At 63.4% G+C, this 15,214-nt stretch carries 16 protein-coding genes; 6 read left to right on the top strand and 10 right to left on the bottom strand.

The genetic code is table 11. The annotated features are described in order from the left end of the window. Positions 1 to 16: 16 nt before the first annotated feature. Together JD971_RS15440 and JD971_RS15435 are read right to left on the bottom strand one after the other, a co-directional pair. On the bottom strand, positions 17 to 691 hold the full coding sequence (locus JD971_RS15440) for a hypothetical protein (RefSeq protein WP_202084779.1): 675 nt from the start codon (positions 689 to 691) through the stop codon (positions 17 to 19). Next, on the bottom strand, positions 691 to 1,152 hold the full coding sequence (locus JD971_RS15435) for a GatB/YqeY domain-containing protein (RefSeq protein WP_202084777.1): 462 nt from the start codon (positions 1,150 to 1,152) through the stop codon (positions 691 to 693). Before JD971_RS15435 ends, JD971_RS15440 begins: the two co-directional genes overlap by 1 nt. Before the next feature lie 152 nt (positions 1,153 to 1,304). On the opposite strand from JD971_RS15435, the gene carA reads away from it, so the two are divergent. The 4 genes from carA (at position 1,305) to greA (ending at position 6,635) form a co-directional block, all read left to right on the top strand. Continuing rightward, positions 1,305 to 2,492, top strand: a complete 1,188-nt coding sequence (gene carA / locus JD971_RS15430) for a glutamine-hydrolyzing carbamoyl-phosphate synthase small subunit (protein ID WP_202084774.1) — start codon at positions 1,305 to 1,307, stop codon at positions 2,490 to 2,492. 3 nt (positions 2,493 to 2,495) lie between these two features. After that, a complete protein-coding gene (locus tag JD971_RS15425) occupies positions 2,496 to 2,723 on the top strand; it encodes a hypothetical protein (protein ID WP_202084772.1) in 228 nt (75 codons plus the stop codon). After that, on the top strand, positions 2,723 to 6,064 hold the full coding sequence (carB, locus tag JD971_RS15420) for a carbamoyl-phosphate synthase large subunit (RefSeq protein WP_202084771.1): 3,342 nt from the start codon (positions 2,723 to 2,725) through the stop codon (positions 6,062 to 6,064). Before JD971_RS15425 ends, carB begins: the two co-directional genes overlap by 1 nt. Before the next feature lie 97 nt (positions 6,065 to 6,161). Next, positions 6,162 to 6,635, top strand: coding sequence for a transcription elongation factor GreA (gene greA, locus JD971_RS15415; RefSeq protein ID WP_202084769.1), 474 nt, complete (start codon positions 6,162 to 6,164; stop codon positions 6,633 to 6,635). Between the two features lie 57 nt (positions 6,636 to 6,692). On the opposite strand, the gene JD971_RS15410 is transcribed toward greA, so the two are convergent. The 5 genes from JD971_RS15410 to JD971_RS15390 all read right to left on the bottom strand — a co-directional run bounded on the left by JD971_RS15410 (position 6,693) and on the right by JD971_RS15390 (position 9,084). Further along, positions 6,693 to 6,938 (bottom strand): DUF4170 domain-containing protein, encoded by a 246-nt coding sequence (locus JD971_RS15410; protein ID WP_202084767.1) that lies wholly within the window; start codon positions 6,936 to 6,938, stop codon positions 6,693 to 6,695. Positions 6,939 to 7,088: 150 nt separating this feature from the next. Then, positions 7,089 to 7,628, bottom strand: a complete 540-nt coding sequence (locus JD971_RS15405) for a hypothetical protein (protein WP_202084765.1) — start codon at positions 7,626 to 7,628, stop codon at positions 7,089 to 7,091. 52 nt (positions 7,629 to 7,680) lie between these two features. Continuing rightward, the gene (locus tag JD971_RS15400; protein ID WP_202084762.1) at positions 7,681 to 7,998 is read right to left on the bottom strand and encodes a hypothetical protein; all 318 of its coding nucleotides are present in this window, start codon (positions 7,996 to 7,998) and stop codon (positions 7,681 to 7,683) included. Continuing rightward, on the bottom strand, positions 7,998 to 8,429 hold the full coding sequence (locus JD971_RS15395) for a phage holin family protein (RefSeq protein WP_202084760.1): 432 nt from the start codon (positions 8,427 to 8,429) through the stop codon (positions 7,998 to 8,000). Before JD971_RS15395 ends, JD971_RS15400 begins: the two co-directional genes overlap by 1 nt. Before the next feature lie 88 nt (positions 8,430 to 8,517). Continuing rightward, positions 8,518 to 9,084, bottom strand: a complete 567-nt coding sequence (locus JD971_RS15390) for a hypothetical protein (protein WP_236672140.1) — start codon at positions 9,082 to 9,084, stop codon at positions 8,518 to 8,520. A gap of 277 nt (positions 9,085 to 9,361) precedes the next feature. Here JD971_RS15390 and eno point away from each other — a divergent pair, with 277 nt between their 5' ends. Together eno and JD971_RS15380 are read left to right on the top strand one after the other, a co-directional pair. Beyond that, positions 9,362 to 10,648, top strand: a complete 1,287-nt coding sequence (gene eno, locus JD971_RS15385; RefSeq protein ID WP_202084758.1) for a phosphopyruvate hydratase — start codon at positions 9,362 to 9,364, stop codon at positions 10,646 to 10,648. A 134-nt stretch (positions 10,649 to 10,782) separates the two neighbouring features. Further along, entirely contained in the window at positions 10,783 to 12,864 is a 2,082-nt protein-coding gene (locus JD971_RS15380) for a M13 family metallopeptidase (protein ID WP_202084756.1), read from the top strand. 11 nt (positions 12,865 to 12,875) lie between these two features. On the opposite strand, the gene JD971_RS15375 is transcribed toward JD971_RS15380, so the two are convergent. The 3 genes from JD971_RS15375 to ribB are packed head-to-tail and all read right to left on the bottom strand — an operon-like array spanning position 12,876 to position 14,978. Next, positions 12,876 to 13,187, bottom strand: a complete 312-nt coding sequence (locus JD971_RS15375) for a hypothetical protein (protein ID WP_236672139.1) — start codon at positions 13,185 to 13,187, stop codon at positions 12,876 to 12,878. Positions 13,188 to 13,240: 53 nt separating this feature from the next. Beyond that, complete coding sequence (gene ribH / locus JD971_RS15370) at positions 13,241 to 13,663, bottom strand: 6,7-dimethyl-8-ribityllumazine synthase (RefSeq protein WP_202084754.1); 423 nt, start codon at positions 13,661 to 13,663, stop codon at positions 13,241 to 13,243. Between the two features lie 19 nt (positions 13,664 to 13,682). Further along, positions 13,683 to 14,978, bottom strand: coding sequence for a 3,4-dihydroxy-2-butanone-4-phosphate synthase (gene ribB / locus JD971_RS15365; RefSeq protein ID WP_202084752.1), 1,296 nt, complete (start codon positions 14,976 to 14,978; stop codon positions 13,683 to 13,685). Between the last annotated feature and the right edge of the window lie 236 nt (positions 14,979 to 15,214).

Below are 15,214 nucleotides of genomic sequence, written 5' to 3'. Positions count from 1 at the left end.
CGGGAATGTGCGGGGTTCAGCAGCCGCCCGTCGTCTGCTGTGCCGGGGCCGGTCCCTCTGCGGTCCCGATCCTGCCGCCGGCGATAAGCTGATACGCCTGCGCCGGGCCGGCAGGCGGCAATGTCCCCTGCCAGAAGAAGGTGATCGGCGCCCCGGCGCGCCATCCTTCGCCGCCGACCACCGAATAGAACAGCCCGCCATTGACGCAGCGCAGTTCAAGCCGCGCATCGCCGCCGAGCGCGGCCTGTGCCTCCGCTTCCTCGAATCCGGCGACGCCTGCATAGCCGAAGACGGGAACCGCGGTGCGAAATGCGCTTGCCCGTTCGTCCGGGGTTACGCGCATGACATAGGTGAAGATCGTCGTTTCGGGCAGTTCGGCGGGGTTGCATGCGCTGCCGCTCGTCTCGATCGGGCAGGCGACGTAGGATTCGATGGTCCCCGTGGTTCCGTCCGGCCCTTCGAAGCGGGACTGCACCGTCGGCCCCTGCGGACCCAGGATGCGCGGGCCGATCATGCTCCGGGCGAAATCCTCGGGGTTGAGAAGCTCTCCGTCCGCTGAAACGGCATCGTCGATGGCCTGCTCGGCCACGGTTTCGTCCTGCGCCGGCTCGGCCTGCGAACATGCGCCGAGCATGACGGTCAGTGCGCTCAACGCGGCGACGCACCGCGTTCCTGCGATCCGCCCCGTCATCAGGCGAGGCTCTCCTTCACCAGCCGGCTGGCGTTGCTCATGTCGAGGACGGCGCCGTGCCGCGCTTTCAATTCCGCCATGACCTTGCCCATGTCCTTCATTCCGGTGGCACCGGTGTCCGCCTTGATCTTTTCGATGGCGTCCTTCGTTTCCGCCTCGTTCATCTGCTGCGGAAGGAATTCCTCGATCACGGCGAGCTCGCCCTGTTCCGCAGCGGCGAGTTCGGCGCGGCCGCCCTCGTTATACATGGCGATCGATTCCTTGCGCTGCTTCGCCATTTTCTGAAGCACCTCGATCACCATCGCATCGTCATCGGCCGGTTCGCCCGATGCGTTGCCGGTGCGCATCTCGATGTCGCGGTCCTTGATCTTGGCAAGAATCAGGCGGACCGCGGCCAGCCGTTCCTTGTCCTTGTCCTTCATTGCCTGAATCTGGGCGGATTTGATCGTGTCGCGCAGCATGTGCCATGTCCATTCGCATAGGAGATTGGTTGAACCGCGTCGGTAGCGGTAAAAACGTCGCGTTCCTAGCTTGACCGCCGCGGCGCGCGAGGCTAGCCGCTGGGCCTTAGCGAACATCGCCGAACCACTGGACAAGAACGGAGCGCCCACACATGGCCGACGCCGCAACTACGCATGCGCCACAACCAAAGGGAGCGACCGCCGCTCTGGTTTTCGCGGATGGCCATGTGGCATGGGGACGCGGCTTCGGGGCGACGGGCCATGCGGTCGGCGAAATGTGCTTCAACACCGCGATGACCGGGTATCAGGAGGTGATGACCGACCCCTCCTATGCCGCGCAGGTGGTGTGCTTCACCTTCCCACACATCGGCAATGTCGGATCGAATGCCGAGGATGTCGAGGGCGCCGTCGACAGCGCGGTCGGATGCGTCGTGCGTGAAGATGTCACCGACCCCTCCAATTTCCGCAGCATGGGCGATTTTCCGACCTGGATGCGGGAGAACGGAAAGATCGGCATCGCCGGGCTAGACACGCGCGCGCTGACTCGCCGGATCCGCGTGCAGGGCGCGCCGAACGTCTGCATCGCGCACGATCCCGATGGCAATTTCGACATTCCCGCGCTGCTCGCCCGGGTGCAGGGGTGGCAGGGGCTCGAAGGGCTGGACCTTGCCGGACCTGCCAGCCGCGAGGTGCAGGAAGGCTGGACCGGCGACGTGTGGGAACTGGGCACGGGTTATGGCGCCGCAGCGGACGAGGCGCGCCCGCATGTCGTTGCCATGGATTTCGGGGCGAAGGACAATATCTTCCGCAATCTGGTGCGGGCGGGGGCGCGGGTGACCGTAGTTCCGGCACGCGCGACGCTGGACGAGATCATGGCATTGAAACCCGATGGTGTGTTCCTGTCGAACGGGCCGGGCGATCCGGCGGCGACGGGCGAATATGCCGTGCCGGTGATCCGTACTTTGCTCGACCGGGACGTGCCGATCTTCGGCATATGTCTGGGGCATCAGATGCTGGCGCTTGCCGCCGGTGCGAAGACGACCAAGATGCATCAGGGGCACCGCGGCGCCAACCACCCGGTGCAGCGCGTCGGCGAAACCTGGGGCGATACGCAAGGCCTGGTCGAGATTACCAGCATGAACCACGGATTCGCGGTCGATGGCGACACGCTGCCGGACGGCGTGGTGGAAACGCACCGCTCGCTCTTCGACGGAACCAATTGCGGAATTTCAATTGCCGGCAAGAAGGCGTTCGGGGTGCAGTATCACCCCGAGGCATCGCCGGGGCCGCAGGACAGCTTCTACCTGTTCGAGAAATTCGTGGGTGAGTTGGAGGCTTAAACAATGGCGACCATCGAAACCCTCACGGGCAGAGAAAAAGTAACCGTACAGCCGTATTGCGAAGTCGGAAAAGCTGTCGTTCGCTTGGTTGACTGCGGGACAGAGCGTTTCCTGCGAAGCGACAATTATGGACGCTCCGCGCGGGATATCCCTGGAAAATTGTCGCAAACAATACAGCCAGACAAAGCGGCCTTTGAACGGTTGGTCGATCTTGGAAAGAGGCACTTTTAATGCCCAAACGCACTGACATCTCATCCATCCTCGTCATTGGCGCGGGGCCGATCATTATCGGGCAGGCTTGCGAGTTCGATTATTCGGGCACGCAGGCGATCAAGGCATTGAAGGAGGAGGGCTACCGCGTCATCCTAGTCAATTCCAACCCGGCCACGATCATGACCGATCCGGAAATGGCCGACGCCACCTATGTCGAGCCGATCACGCCCGAATTCGTCGAAATGGTGATCGCGAAGGAACGGCCCGATGCCGTCCTGCCGACCATGGGCGGGCAGACCGCGCTCAATTGCGCGCTGACGCTGGCCGAAACGGGCGTGCTCGACAAATATGGCGTGCAGATGATCGGCGCCGATGCCGACGCCATCGACAAGGCCGAAAACCGCCAGCGTTTCCGCGAGGCGATGGACAAGATCGGCCTCGAAAGCGCGCGGTCGGGCATCGCCCATTCGATGGAGGATGCGCTTGCCGTGCTGGAACGCACCGGGCTGCCGTCGATCATCCGGCCAAGCTTTACCATGGGCGGGACGGGCGGGGGCATCGCCTACAACCGCGCGGAGTTCGAGAAGATCGTGCGCGACGGGCTCGAGGCCAGCCCCAAGACCGAAGTGTTGATCGAGGAATCGCTGCTCGGCTGGAAAGAATACGAGATGGAAGTCGTCCGGGACCGGAACGACAATTGCATCATCATCTGTTCCATCGAAAACGTCGATCCGATGGGCGTCCACACCGGCGATTCCATCACGGTTGCGCCCGCGCTGACGCTGACCGACAAGGAATATCAGATCATGCGCAACGCCAGCATCGCGGTGCTGCGCGAGATTGGCGTCGAAACCGGCGGGTCGAACGTGCAATTCGCCGTGAACCCCGACGATGGCCGCCTCATCGTGATCGAGATGAACCCCCGCGTGTCGCGGTCGTCCGCGCTGGCGTCCAAGGCGACCGGCTTTCCCATCGCGCGCGTCGCGGCGAAGCTGGCCGTGGGCTATACGCTGGACGAAATCACGAACGAGATTACGGGCGCCACCCCGGCGAGTTTCGAGCCGACGATCGATTACGTCGTGACGAAGATCCCGCGCTTCGCCTTCGAAAAGTTCAAGGGCGCCGACAATCGCCTCTCCACCGCGATGAAATCGGTGGGCGAGGTCATGGCGATCGGCCGCAATTTCAAGGAATCGATGCAGAAGGCGCTGCGCGGTCTGGAGATCGGGCTGGACGGCTTCAACCGGATCGAGGAGCTTGAGGGCGCGAGCAAGGACCAGATCGTGGAGGCCTTGTCGGTCGCGCGGCCCGAACGGCTGGTCGTCACGGCGCAGGCGTTTCGCGAAGGGCTGAGCGTGGACGAGGTCCATGCCGTCACGAAATACGACAAATGGTTCCTGCGGCATATCCACCAGATCATCGCCGAGGAAAGCATCATCCTGAAGGAAGGTGTGCCCCGCACGCGCGAAGGTCTGCTCCGGCTGAAGGCAATGGGCTTTTCGGACAAGCGGCTCTCGACCCTCGCCGTGCGCAGCATTGGCGTGGCCGGCGGCATGGCGGAGACGCAGGCGAAACGCTCCGGCCTGCTCCACGACGCGATCAAGGCGATGGCCGGCGGCACGTCGGAAGAAGAGATCCGCGAATTGCGCCACAAGCTCGGCGTGCGTCCGGTGTTCAAGCGTATCGACAGCTGCGCCGCAGAGTTCGAGGCGATTACGCCTTACATGTACTCCACCTATGAACAGCCCTTGTTCGGCGAGGCGGAGAACGAGGCGGACCCCACCGACGCGAAGAAGGTCGTGATCCTGGGTGGCGGTCCGAACCGGATCGGGCAGGGGATCGAATTCGACTATTGCTGCTGTCACGCCTGTTTTGCATTGGGCAGCGTGGAGCAGGGCGGGGTCGGTTACGAAACGATCATGATCAACTGCAACCCGGAAACGGTGAGCACCGATTACGACACCTCCGACCGGCTCTATTTCGAACCGCTAACGGCGGAGGACGTGCTGGAAATCCTCGATGTGGAGCGGTCGCGCGGCACGCTGCATGGCGTGATCGTGCAGTTCGGCGGACAGACGCCGCTAAAACTGGCGCAGGCATTGGAGGATGCGGGCATTCCCATCCTCGGCACCTCGCCCGATGCGATCGACCTTGCCGAAAGCCGGGAGCGGTTTTCCGCGCTGGTCAACAAGCTGGGGCTGAAGCAGCCGGCGAACGGCATGGCGCGCAGCCAGGAAGAGGCGCGGGCGATCGCGGCGCGCATCGGTTTCCCCGTGCTCATCCGCCCGTCCTATGTCCTTGGCGGGCGGGCGATGGAAATCGTCGACAGCGAGGCGCAGCTCGATCAGTACATGGAAACCGCCGTGCACGTGTCGGGGGATCAGCCGGTTCTGATCGACCAGTATCTGCGCGATGCGATCGAATGCGATGTGGATGCGATCTGCGACGGGACCGACGTCGTCGTCGCCGGCGTGATGCAGCATATCGAGGAAGCGGGCGTGCATTCGGGCGACAGCGCCTGCTCGCTCCCGCCCTACAGCCTGCCTGCCCCGATTATCGAGGAAATGGAGCGTCAGGCCGATGCGCTCGCCCATGCGTTGAAGGTCGTCGGGCTGATGAACATTCAGTTCGCGGTGAAGGACGGCGAGGTCTATCTGATCGAGGTGAACCCGCGCGCAAGCCGGACCGTGCCCTTCGTCGCGAAGGCCATCGGGCAGCCGATCGCAAAGATCGCCGCGCGCGTGATGGCCGGCGAAAAACTGGCCGACCTTCCCGTCATCGACCGGAGGATCGACCATGTCGCGGTGAAGGAGGCGGTGTTCCCGTTCGCCCGTTTCCCCGGCACCGACCCCGTACTGTCGCCCGAAATGAAATCGACAGGCGAGGTCATGGGCATCGATGCCGATTTCACCTCCGCGTTCATCAAGTCGCAATTCGGCGCGGGCGCGAGCCTTCCGGAAAAGGGCATTCTGTTCGTGTCGGTCAAGTCGACGGACAAGCAGACGATCCTGCCCGCGGTGCGCAAGCTGGCCGACAATGGTTTCGAAATCATCGCGACGTCCGGCACGGGCCGGTTCCTTTCCGAAAACGGAATCGCGGTCGATATCGTCAACAAGGTCGCGGAGGGCCGGCCCCATATCGTCGACCGGATCGTGGATGGCGACGTGGCATTGATCTTCAACACGACCGAAGGGTGGCAGAGCCTGAAGGACAGCAAGTCGATCCGCACCGCAGCGCTGGAAGAGCGCGTGCCGTCCTATACCACCGCGGCGGCATGCGTGGCCGCGGCCGATGCGATCGTCGCGCAACGCGGCGGAAAGCTTGAAGTGCGGTCGCTTCAGTCCTATTATAGCGGCTGAATTGACGACACATCGCATATAGCGGGCAAACCGGTCGCCTTCCATCTGGCAAGGCGGCCGGTTTTCCTGTCCCACAACAGTAAGGAATGGTTCTAAAATGGCCGTCGAAAAAGTCCCCATGCTGGCCGAGGGCTACGAGAAGCTGACGGCGGATCTTAAGGCGCTGCGCGAGGAACGCCCCCGGATCGTGGACGCCATCGAAGAAGCGCGTGCGCATGGCGACCTGTCCGAAAACGCCGAATATCACGCGGCGAAGGAGCGTCAGGGCCAGGTCGAGGCGAGCATTGCCGATCTTGAGGATCGCGTCAGCCGCGCACAGATCATCGACCCCGCCACGCTTTCGGGCGACAAGGTCGTGTTCGGCGCGACGGTCAGCATGCTGGACGAGGACGAAAAGCCGATCCGTTACCAGATCGTCGGTCAGACCGAGGCCGATGCGAAAAAAGGCCGCATCAGCTATTCCAGCCCGATGGGCCGCGCGCTGATCGGGAAGAAGGTCGGCGAGGAAATCGAAGTCACCGTTCCGTCGGGCGAAAGGTTCTACCTCATCGACAAGATCGAATTCATCTGAACCCTTGCGGATCGGATCGAGAAAAAGGCCCCGGATCGCGCGATCCGGGGCCTTTTCTCATTCCGCGTCGGCGATCTTTTCATGATCGGCGAGATGCGGTTCCAGCAGGCGATGCAAGTGCACGATGACATATTTCATCTCGGCATCGTCGACCGTGCGCTGTGCCGCGCTGCGCCAGGCGTTCTCGGCGCTGTCGAAATCGGGGTAGACCCCGACCAGATCGACCTGCTCGAGATCCTCGAATTCAATGCCGCGCGGGTCCTTGACCCGGCCGCCCAGAACGAGATGCAATTTCTGTCCCATCGCGCGTTGCTACCTTATGCTGCGAAATATCGTTGGCGAGAAGCGACCGCGTGTCGTCCATCGCGGTTCGGCTGCGTGGGTTAAACGAAAACGGCTTCGGCGCAAGACCTGCAAGCCCTGCGCCGAAGCCATGTTTGCGGATCGCGGCGATCAGCGGCGAAAACGCGAGACCAGGGTGCGGCCTTCGCGCATGGTTGAATGTGCCGCCCGCTCCAGCGTGTCGGCGGTGCGCTCGCCTGCGCGCGATACGCTGTCGACCGCGCTTTCGCCCGCGATCCGCGCGCTTCCGGTGAGGGCACTCGTGGCCTCGGCAATGCTGTCGCCGATTTCCTCGAGCTTTTCCTGGCTCGCATTGCTGGCGTCTTCCGCCATTTCGAGCAGCTGCGCGCCATAGGTCGCGGCCAGCTCGGCAATCGTGCCGCCCGCTGCCATGACCGAACCGCGAACCTTGCGGCCCGGCCGTCCGGGCAGGGACACCGCGATGATCGCGCCGACCGCGAGTGCGCCTGCGACCGCAATGAACGGGTGTTCGCTCACGAAATTCTTCGTGGCGACCGCGGCATCGCAGGCCTTGCTGCGCGCAGGGGCGGTGCTTTCCGCGATCCGCTCCTGTGCCGCGGACACGCGATCGGACAGGGACGGCTTGGTATCGGGTTCGGGATAAAGCTCCGTGTTGGCTTGCGTCTGCATGAAAAATTCCTTGTGATTGGGGTGTGGCGTTATGCCGGATCCGCGGGCGGCTTCAGTATTCCTCGTCGTCCGATCCGAAACCGAACAGGCCGGCGATCCCGCCGATCATCGCGCCGAGCACCGGGCGTCCCACGAACCAGGCGACGAGCGCCGCCGCGCCGGCCTTCACCGCCTGCGGATGTTCGGAGGCCGTTTCGCTCGCCTTGTCCGACAGGTGCCTGCCTTCTTCGGTGAGGCGGTTCTTGATCCGCGTGCCGACACCGGCCGCGTCGAGATCGGCCCGCACGAGCGCCTTCTGTGTATTGAACACGGTCCGGGCGGAGCCGCGCAACCGTTTCGCTTCGAGGACTTCGCTTTCGGTTACGGGCATCAGCGGCTCTCCGTCCGGTCGGTGGTGGAAATGACGGCCTGCACATGGCGAAGCCGCTTCTGACCGGACTTCGCCAGTCCGAGCGCGACCAGCAGATAGACAAGCGTCACGACCGCGGTAGAGCCCCAGATCGTGATGAGCGTGCCCAGCGCGATGATGAGTCCGACCGTAAAGCCAATACCGGCGAGAAGCGCGACGACCGCCGCCGCGCCGAACCGGCCCACGATACCGCCAGCCTGCCCGGCGCCATAGGCGACGCGCTTCTTCTGAAAATCGAGTTCCGCCTCGGCAACCATCTTGCCATCGTCGATGAGCGCGCGAACGTCATCGACGAGAGACCGTTCGGCCGCCGGATCGGTTTCGATATGGGTATCGTAGGGATCCACGGGGTTCACCCGCGGATCGCCTGCGTCGGTATAGCTTTGTGTCATGCCAGCGGCCCCGTTTCGATCGCCTTGAGATTATCGCGGGCCGAAATGGCGCCGGTCGATCGGATCATCGTTTGCGGTGTCGAGGCGATCACTTGCCCGAACGGAAGAGGCGGGCCAGCATGTAGCCGGTCGCAGCGGCGATGCCGACCGCGGTGCCGGGGTTGGACCGGATATAGGTGCGCGTGTCCTCGGTCAGCTCCTCGATGCTCTTGGAGTCGAGCTTGGCGGCCTGCTCTTCGAGGCTGCGCGAAGCGGAACGGGCATAATCGCCGTATTTCGGCCCGAGCTTTTCGTCGAGCGTCGCGGCATTGTCGTTGATCATGCGGCTGAGCGAGGTCAGGCCTTCGCTGGCCTTCGCCTTGCCCTGATAGGCATAATCGCTGGCTTTCGCCTTTGCCTGATCGCCGTAGGCGGCGGCGTCGCCCTTGAACTGGTCGCCCTTTTCGTTGGCGCGTTCCTTGTACTGATTGCCGCGATCGAACGCCTCAGCCTTCAGTGCGGCGGCACCTGCCTTCGCTTCGTTCAGCGCATTGGAGAAGCGCGACTTCGCCTCGGTCTTGTGATCGACGCCCAGCGTTTCGCGGTCGGTCGCGGTGGTCGCGCCCATGGCCGGCGTGGTGGTTGCGGTCGGTTCGGTGCTGATGGGGTCTGCCATGATAATTGTAATCCCTTCGTTGTTCGCCCCGGCGTTTGGGCGGTCTGATAGCCGGACGCGCAATATTTCCGGCGGTTCTTTCAATCGTGCACGGGGGGAGCGCTATTCTCCCGCGCTTATTGCCGCATTAACGGCTGTTGCCAGTCAAGGTTCCGGGAATTAGGGCGCTTTACGGACAGAGGCGCGAGCATATGCCCGCGACGCTTTCCGACATCTTTGCCGATCGTCGCCGCCCGGCCCGATCCGGGTATCGCCAGACAGAAGGAACGAGTGAGCCATGACCGCCATTATCGACATCCATGCGCGTGAAATTCTCGATAGCCGGGGCAACCCGACGGTCGAGGTCGACGTCCTTCTCGAGGATGGTTCGATGGGCCGCGCGGCGGTCCCGTCCGGCGCATCGACCGGCGCGCATGAGGCAGTGGAACTGCGCGACGGCGACAAGGATCGCTACATGGGCAAGGGCGTCACGAAGGCGGTCGATGGCGTGAACGGCGAAATCGCCGACGTCATCATGGGCCTCGACGCGGAGGATCAGCGCGACATCGACCTCGCCATGATCGACCTCGACGGCACGGCGAACAAGGGGCGGCTCGGCGCGAACGCCATGCTCGGCGTCAGCCTCGCCGTGGCGAAGGCGGCGGCGGCGGCGCGCGGCCTGCCGCTTTATTCCTATGTCGGCGGGGTTTCGGCGCACACGCTTCCGGTGCCGATGATGAACATTATCAACGGCGGCGAACATGCCGACAATCCCATCGATTTTCAGGAATTCATGGTCATGCCCGTGGGCGCCGACACACTGAGCGAGGCGGTGCGTTGGGGCGCAGAAATCTTTCACACGCTGAAGAAAGGCCTGTCGGAGAAGGGGCTCTCGACCGCGGTGGGCGACGAGGGCGGCTTTGCCCCCAACCTTGCCGGCACGCGCGACGCGCTCGATTTCATCATGCAGTCGGTCGAGAAGGCGGGCTTCAAGCCGGGCGAGGATGTCGCCATCGCGCTCGATTGCGCGGCGACCGAATTCTACCGCGACGGCAAGTACGAGATTTCGGGCGAGGGGCTCTCGCTCGACGGGGCCGAGATGGCCGATTACCTCGCAAAACTGTGCGAGGCCTATCCCATCCTCTCGATCGAGGATGGCATGGGCGAGGACGATCTCGACGGGTGGAAGGCACTCACCGACGTGGTTGGCGACCGGGTGCAGCTTGTCGGTGATGACCTGTTCGTGACCAATCCGGAACGTCTGACCATGGGCATCGGCAAGGGGCTGGCCAATTCGCTGCTGGTGAAGGTCAACCAGATCGGCACGCTCACCGAAACGCTGGAGGCCGTCTCCATCGCGCAGCGTGCAGGCTATACCGCGGTGATGAGCCACCGTTCGGGCGAGACCGAGGACAGCACCATCGCCGATCTCGCCGTGGCGACCAATTGCGGGCAGATCAAGACCGGTTCGCTCGCCCGTTCCGACCGGCTTGCCAAGTATAACCAGTTGATTCGTATCGAGGAAGAGCTGGGCGCGAGCGCGTGGTATCCAGGGCGTGCCGCGTTCGGTCGTCTCGCCGGCTAAAGCCGCATCGGCCCGCCGCCATGAAAAAGGGCGGGTTCGACACGAAACCGGCACCGGACCGATTGCGAATTGGGGCGTTCTTCCCTAGAGGTGGGTCGCCCCATTTTTGCCACATATCGCTTCCGGACCTTTAATTGCCCTATCGTGACTTCGTCCTTCCCCTGCTTCTGGTGACCGGTTCGGTTGCGGCGGTGACCGCCTGCGCCCCGGACGTGAGCGAGCAGGTCTCCCCGATCCAGGGGACGGGCGTGGGCATCGACATCGAGGCGATCGACAAATCGGTCGATCCCGGCGACGATTTTTTCCTTTATGCCAATGGCAACTGGCTGAACGCGACGCAGATTCCGGCGGACCGATCCTCGACCGGCTCATTCCTCATGGCGCAAGAGCGGGCCGAGGAACGGCTCCGCATGCTGGTCGAGGAAGTCGCCGGCACGCCGCAGGACGACGATACGCCCGAGGGCATGATTGCCCGCTACTACACAGCCTTCATGGATCAGCGTGCCATCGACCGGCGCGGACTGCGCCCGATGCGCGACGATTTTCGCCGTTACGCCGCAATCGATGACGTCGCGGATTTGTCGCGCGTACTGGGCCGGCAGATGCGCGCCGATGTGGATCCGCTCAACGCGACCGATTTTCATACCGAAAACCTGTTCGGCCTGTTCGTGACCCGCGCCCTGACCGAAGATAGCGTGGTGCCCTATATGTTGCAGGGCGGGCTGGGCCTTCCCTCGCGCGAATATTACCTGTCCGACAGCCGCGACATGGTCCGTATCCGGCGCGAGTATCGCGACTATATCGCGCGGATGTTCGGCACCGTCGGCGTGAAGGACGGATATGCGCGGGCGGACCGTATCATCGCGCTCGAAACCGCGATCGCGCGGGCCCACGTGCCGCGTGAACAGAGCGAGGATTTCACCCGCTCCGCCACGCTGTGGTCGCGCGCCGATTTCGCCGAATACGCGCCCGGTATCGATTGGGATGCGTTCTTTGGGGCTGCATCGCTCGGCGAACAGGACCGTTTTGCCGCCTATCACGCCGACGGGATCGCCGGGCTTTCCGCCCTCGTCGCAGGGGAGCCGCTCGACGTGTGGAAGGACTGGCTGCGCTTTCACCGGCTGAGCCAGTATGCCGACGTGCTGCCATCGCCGGTGGGCCGGGCGCATTTCGATTTCTACGGGCGGGTTCTCGGCGGGCTCGACACGCGGCCGGATCGCGAAACGCTCGCGATCGAGGCGCTGGGCGAAAATTTCGGCGATGCGCTGGGCCGCCTTTACGTGGAGCGCAATTTCTCCGCCAATCAGCGCCGCGATATCGAGATCATGGTCGCACGGGTAAAACGCGCCTTTGCGCAGAGGGTCGGTGCGCTCGACTGGCTCGCCCCCGCGACCCGGCGCGAGGCATTGGAGAAGGTCGCCGGGATCGAGGTCGGGATCGGCTATCCCGACCGTTACGACCGGTATGACGGGCTGCAACTGGCGGGCAAGTCCGCCTATGGCATGACCGTCGCGGCGGAGCAGGCAGCCTATCGCCGTGCCCTCGCGAAGATCGGCAAACCGCTCGACCGCAGCGAATGGTGGCTATCGCCGCACGTGGTCAATGCGCTCAATCTGCCGGTTCAGAATGCGCTGAACTTTCCGGCGGGCATATTGCAGCGTCCGTTCTACGATCCGGAGGCCGACCCGGCCGCCAATTATGGCGCGATCGGTGCGATCATCGGCCATGAAATCAGCCATAGTTTCTACAATAACGGCGCGGCCTTCGATGCCGACGGCCGCATGCGCAACTGGTGGGGGGCGGCGGACGCGGAGGAGTTTCGCCGCAGGGGGCAGGACCTCGCCGAGCAATATTCGCGCTATCGCCCGTTCGCCGACGCGGCGGTCGACGGGCAGCTTACGCTGGGCGAGAATATCGCGGACCTTGCCGGGCTCGCGGCGGCATATGATGCGTATCGCGCGTCCTTGCGGGGCAAGGAGCCGCCAGTGATCGAGGGCTTTACCGGGGATCAACGGTTCTTCATCGCCTATGCGCAGGCCTGGGCGACGAAAACCCGCGATGCCAGATTGCGGGCGCAGCTTGCCACCGATGGCCATGCGCCGGGCCGGTATCGCGCGGCGACCGTGCGCAATCTCGATGCATGGTATCGCGCGTTCGATGTGGAGGAGGGCGACGCGCTTTACCTCGCCCCCGAGGACCGCATCACGATCTGGTAAGGCGCACGACCTCAGGCGTCGCCGTTCTCGACGTCTTCGTGCGCTTTTTGTTCAAGCTCTTCGGCGCGCTCGATCTCGCGCTTCTTCTTCGGGTTGAGCAGGTACTGCCACACACCCCAGCCATTGACGAAAAACATCACGACATTCTGCAACGCGATCGGCGTGTTGTTGCCGAGCATTCCGGCCGCGATCCACGCCACCGATACGATCGTGAACAGGACGAAGGCCCATCCGGTCACCCGCCGACCCAGATCGGACGCGATAAGCGCGGCGGCCGCAATCGTGCCAAGCGCGCCGAACCATTCCAGTATCGTGGTGATCAAGGCGTCATGTCCGTCATGGGATCAATGACGCCTCGTTCGTCGTGCGGTTCCGGTTATCCGGTGAAACGGGTGCGGAGATCGTACAGCGCGATGGCGGCGCGGGCAGCCTCTCCACCCTTGTTCTTCTGCGCAGGGTCGGCGCGGACGAGCGCCTGTTCATCGTTTTCCACGGTCAGTATGCCATTACCCACCGCAATCCCGTCGATGGTCAGCGCCATGATCGCACGTGCGCTTTCGCCCGCGACGATCTCGAAATGATAGGTTTCGCCGCGAATCACCACGCCGATCGCGACAAAGCCATCGTAACCGCCGCCCTCGACCGCCAGCGCGATCGCGCCGGGTATCTCAAGCGCGCCAGGAACGGTGAGCACCTCGACCTCGTGCCCCGCCTGTTCGAGCACCTGCCGCGCGCCGCTGATCAGCATGTCGTTATATTCGTCGTAGAACCGCGCTTCGACGATGAGGAATCGTGCCATTGTCTGTGTCCAGTCTTGTTCAGGCGTCGGGGATGGGGCGTTCGCCGACCACGGTCAGGCCGTACCCTTCGAGCGCGACGAGCGAGTGGTGCGAATTTGTGAGCAGGATCATCTCGTGCACGCCCAGCTCGGTCAGAATTTGTGCGCCGACGCCATAATCGCGCAATTCGTCCATATCGTCCGCCTTGGGCGCGTCACGCATGGCGATGCGGCGGGACAGGAGATCCGGCGATTTGCGATTGATCACGACGATCACGCCTGCGCCCTCCTCCGCAATGGCCTGCATCGCGCGTTGCAACAGGCCGGCGCGCGGCGTGTCGTCCGCAAACACATCGGGAAACAGGTCGAGCGCATGCATCCGGACGAGCGTCGGGCTGTCCTTGGCCAGATGACCCAGGCAAAGCGCCAGCGTTTCCTCGCCCGTGGCCTTGTTGAAAAACGCCATGGCCGTCCAGTCGCCGCCCCACTGGCTGCGGAAGCGGGTTTCGGCCCGCTTCTCCACCAGATGGTCGTTTTCGCGCCGATAGGCGATGAGGTCGCGGATCGTGCCGATCTTGAGATTGTGCGTGCGGGCGAATTCGACGAGGTCGTCCATCCGCGCCATGGAGCCATCGTCCTTCATGATCTCGCAAATGACGCCCGACGGGTTCAACCCCGCAAGCCGCGCAATATCGACCGCGGCCTCGGTATGGCCCGCGCGCACGAGCACGCCGCCATCCCGCGCGATCAGGGGGAAGACGTGGCCGGGTGTGACAATGTCATCGGCGGTTTTCGCGGAGTCGATTGCCACGCTGATCGTGCGGGCGCGGTCGGCGGCGCTGATCCCGGTGGTGACGCCTTCGCGCGCCTCGATAGAGGTGGTGAACGCCGTTTCGTGGCGCGTCCGATTGTTCCGGCTCATCAGTTCGAGGCCGAGCTGTTCGACGCGCGTCTTCGCCAGCGCGAGGCAAATCAGGCCGCGCCCATGCGACGCCATGAAATTGATCGCCTGGGGGGTAGCCATTTGCGCCGGGATGACGAGATCGCCCTCGTTCTCGCGATCTTCGTCGTCGACGAGTACGAACATCCTACCGTTGCGGGCTTCGTCGATAATTTCTTCCGGGCTGGCAAGGACGGGACGATCGTCGTTGGAATCGAGAAAGCTTTCGAGCTTTGCCAGCGTGTCCGATGTGGGGTTCCAGTTCGCCTCGTTGCAATCGCGCAGCGAATTGGAGTGCAATCCGGCCGCTCTTGCAAGGGCGGCACGTGACATGCTGCCGGTGGAAACGATATGGCGAACGCGGTCCTTGACCGAAAGATGGGCTGTATTCTGCATGCCCGGCGCAATATCACAGCGAAATGTGATTGCAAGCTGGAAAGCATCATTGGAATGTTACAGAAACGGGGCCCTGCCGGTGACAAGACCCCGTTCAACGATCGAAGATGGTGTCAGAACCAATATTCGCCGAAAAACCATTCCCAGATGCCACCGCCACGTTCTTCCTGATAATCCATAAAAACCTCCATTGCTTGGACCATGATATTAACCGCACATTGACGAAAGAAAAAGCG

It is taken from the genome of Croceicoccus sp. YJ47 (assembly GCF_016745095.1).
Classification (GTDB): Bacteria; Pseudomonadota; Alphaproteobacteria; order Sphingomonadales; family Sphingomonadaceae; genus Croceicoccus.
Note: the sequence above shows the minus strand (reverse complement) of the source record. Positions and strands in the feature narration are given on the sequence as shown.

What these genes read in the sequence shown, in the direction of transcription:
- JD971_RS15440 (WP_202084779.1), bottom strand. Translation starts at nt 691, where the DNA reads ATGACGGGGCGGATCGCAGGAACGCGGTGCGTCGCCGCGTTGAGCGCA.
- JD971_RS15435 (WP_202084777.1), bottom strand. Translation starts at nt 1,152, where the DNA reads ATGCTGCGCGACACGATCAAATCCGCCCAGATTCAGGCAATGAAGGAC.
- carA (WP_202084774.1), top strand. Translation starts at nt 1,305, where the DNA reads ATGGCCGACGCCGCAACTACGCATGCGCCACAACCAAAGGGAGCGACC.
- JD971_RS15425 (WP_202084772.1), top strand. Translation starts at nt 2,496, where the DNA reads ATGGCGACCATCGAAACCCTCACGGGCAGAGAAAAAGTAACCGTACAG.
- carB (WP_202084771.1), top strand. Translation starts at nt 2,723, where the DNA reads ATGCCCAAACGCACTGACATCTCATCCATCCTCGTCATTGGCGCGGGG.
- greA (WP_202084769.1), top strand. Translation starts at nt 6,162, where the DNA reads ATGGCCGTCGAAAAAGTCCCCATGCTGGCCGAGGGCTACGAGAAGCTG.
- JD971_RS15410 (WP_202084767.1), bottom strand. Translation starts at nt 6,938, where the DNA reads ATGGGACAGAAATTGCATCTCGTTCTGGGCGGCCGGGTCAAGGACCCG.
- JD971_RS15405 (WP_202084765.1), bottom strand. Translation starts at nt 7,628, where the DNA reads ATGCAGACGCAAGCCAACACGGAGCTTTATCCCGAACCCGATACCAAG.
- JD971_RS15400 (WP_202084762.1), bottom strand. Translation starts at nt 7,998, where the DNA reads ATGCCCGTAACCGAAAGCGAAGTCCTCGAAGCGAAACGGTTGCGCGGC.
- JD971_RS15395 (WP_202084760.1), bottom strand. Translation starts at nt 8,429, where the DNA reads ATGACACAAAGCTATACCGACGCAGGCGATCCGCGGGTGAACCCCGTG.
- JD971_RS15390 (WP_236672140.1), bottom strand. Translation starts at nt 9,084, where the DNA reads ATGGCAGACCCCATCAGCACCGAACCGACCGCAACCACCACGCCGGCC.
- eno (WP_202084758.1), top strand. Translation starts at nt 9,362, where the DNA reads ATGACCGCCATTATCGACATCCATGCGCGTGAAATTCTCGATAGCCGG.
- ribH (WP_202084754.1), bottom strand. Translation starts at nt 13,663, where the DNA reads ATGGCACGATTCCTCATCGTCGAAGCGCGGTTCTACGACGAATATAAC.
- ribB (WP_202084752.1), bottom strand. Translation starts at nt 14,978, where the DNA reads ATGCAGAATACAGCCCATCTTTCGGTCAAGGACCGCGTTCGCCATATC.